Below are 1,303 nucleotides of genomic sequence, written 5' to 3'. Positions count from 1 at the left end.
GCCTATGCGTTTGGCCGAATCGCCCAGAAGACACGGATCGTGGACGGTCGAGCCCGTAAGGTCAGCGGGTTCAAGAAGCCACGCGAAGAATGGAACGTCCTCCTGCGCGACAATCATCCCGGTTACATCAGTTGGCAGGAGTATGAAGACAATCAGACGCTGCTGCTGGAAAACGCGCACATGAAGAAGAACTGCTCGCGCAAATCGGCACGCGGAGGTCGCGCACTACTGACCGGCCTGATGCGGTGCGGTCGTTGCGGGCGGATGATGCGTGTGTTCTATGGCCAGGCCAAGGGAAATGCACATCGGTATCAATGCCGCGGCGATGACGCCCATGTCGGAGCGGGCTTGTGCATCGGCATTGGGGGAGTGCGGGTCGATCGTGCGGTTGCGCTGCAGATCCTTGAGGCGGTCTCGGATCGGGCTGTCGAAGCAGCAATATTGGCGTCCGACCAAGTTGAGCGCTCGAGAAAAGACATCATGGCCGCCGTCGAACGGGAGCTTGAAGTCGCAGGCTACGAAGCATCTCTTGCAGCGCGCCGATACGAGCTTGTGGATCCTGCCAAGCGCCATGTGGCCCGTGAACTGGAGGCGCGCTGGAACGGTGCATTGGAACGGGTAGCCGAGCTTGAGGACCGCATCACGGAGTTGCGCGCCGCGTCGGTGGAAAGTCCCAAAATCGACCGCGCCCTGCTTCTGCAACTTGCGCATGATCTGCCGCGGGTTTGGAATGCACCGTCCACGGACACACGCACCAAGCAGCGACTGGTTCACATCGTTGTCCGAGATTGTTTGCGATCTCGATAAGAATACCAATGAGGCGGTTCTACTCATCCACTGGACCGGCGGCCGGCACACGGAGGTTCGTGTTGCTCGCGTCAAGACTGGCCGATATCCGGGGGATATGGCACCTACCGCCGTTGATGCACTTCGCAAACTCGCTGGTCGTTGGCCAGATCGAGAACTCGCCGTGTCGCTCAATCGGATGCGCTGTAAGACCGGCGACGGCGAGACCTGGACGACCGTTCGCGTACGGGAAATGCGCGAACGCTTAGGCTTGCCGGACTACGACCCCGCATCATCGGACGGTCAAATGATCAGCCTTGCGAAGGCTGCGGACCATTTTGGAATTTGCGTCGGATCGGCAAAGAGCTTGGTGCTGAAGGGCATCTTGCCGGCAACACAGGCAATCAAAGGCTCGCAATGGTTAGTTCCTGTCGAGGCGCTAAGCTCGGAAACGGTACGCATAGCGGTGCAGCGCGCGATCGAACGTCGACCCAAAAACTACATTGATTATCAATAT

The 1,303-nt window shown here is 59.0% G+C and carries 1 protein-coding gene and 1 pseudogene; both read left to right on the top strand.

Features of this window, described 5'->3' with window-relative positions:
* Positions 1 to 807, top strand: an 807-nt coding sequence (locus tag ABID26_RS37025; protein ID WP_354418439.1) for a recombinase zinc ribbon domain-containing protein, incomplete at its 5' end; no start/stop codon positions are given.
* Positions 779 to 1,303: pseudogene (locus ABID26_RS37020) on the top strand (recombinase family protein); the annotation flags it as partial. The gene ABID26_RS37025 and the pseudogene ABID26_RS37020, both read left to right, overlap by 29 nt.

Origin of the sequence: Mesorhizobium shonense, from assembly GCF_040545255.1 — a bacterium.
Lineage (GTDB): Bacteria > Pseudomonadota > Alphaproteobacteria > Rhizobiales > Rhizobiaceae > Mesorhizobium > Mesorhizobium shonense.
Note: the sequence above shows the minus strand (reverse complement) of the source record. Positions and strands in the feature narration are given on the sequence as shown.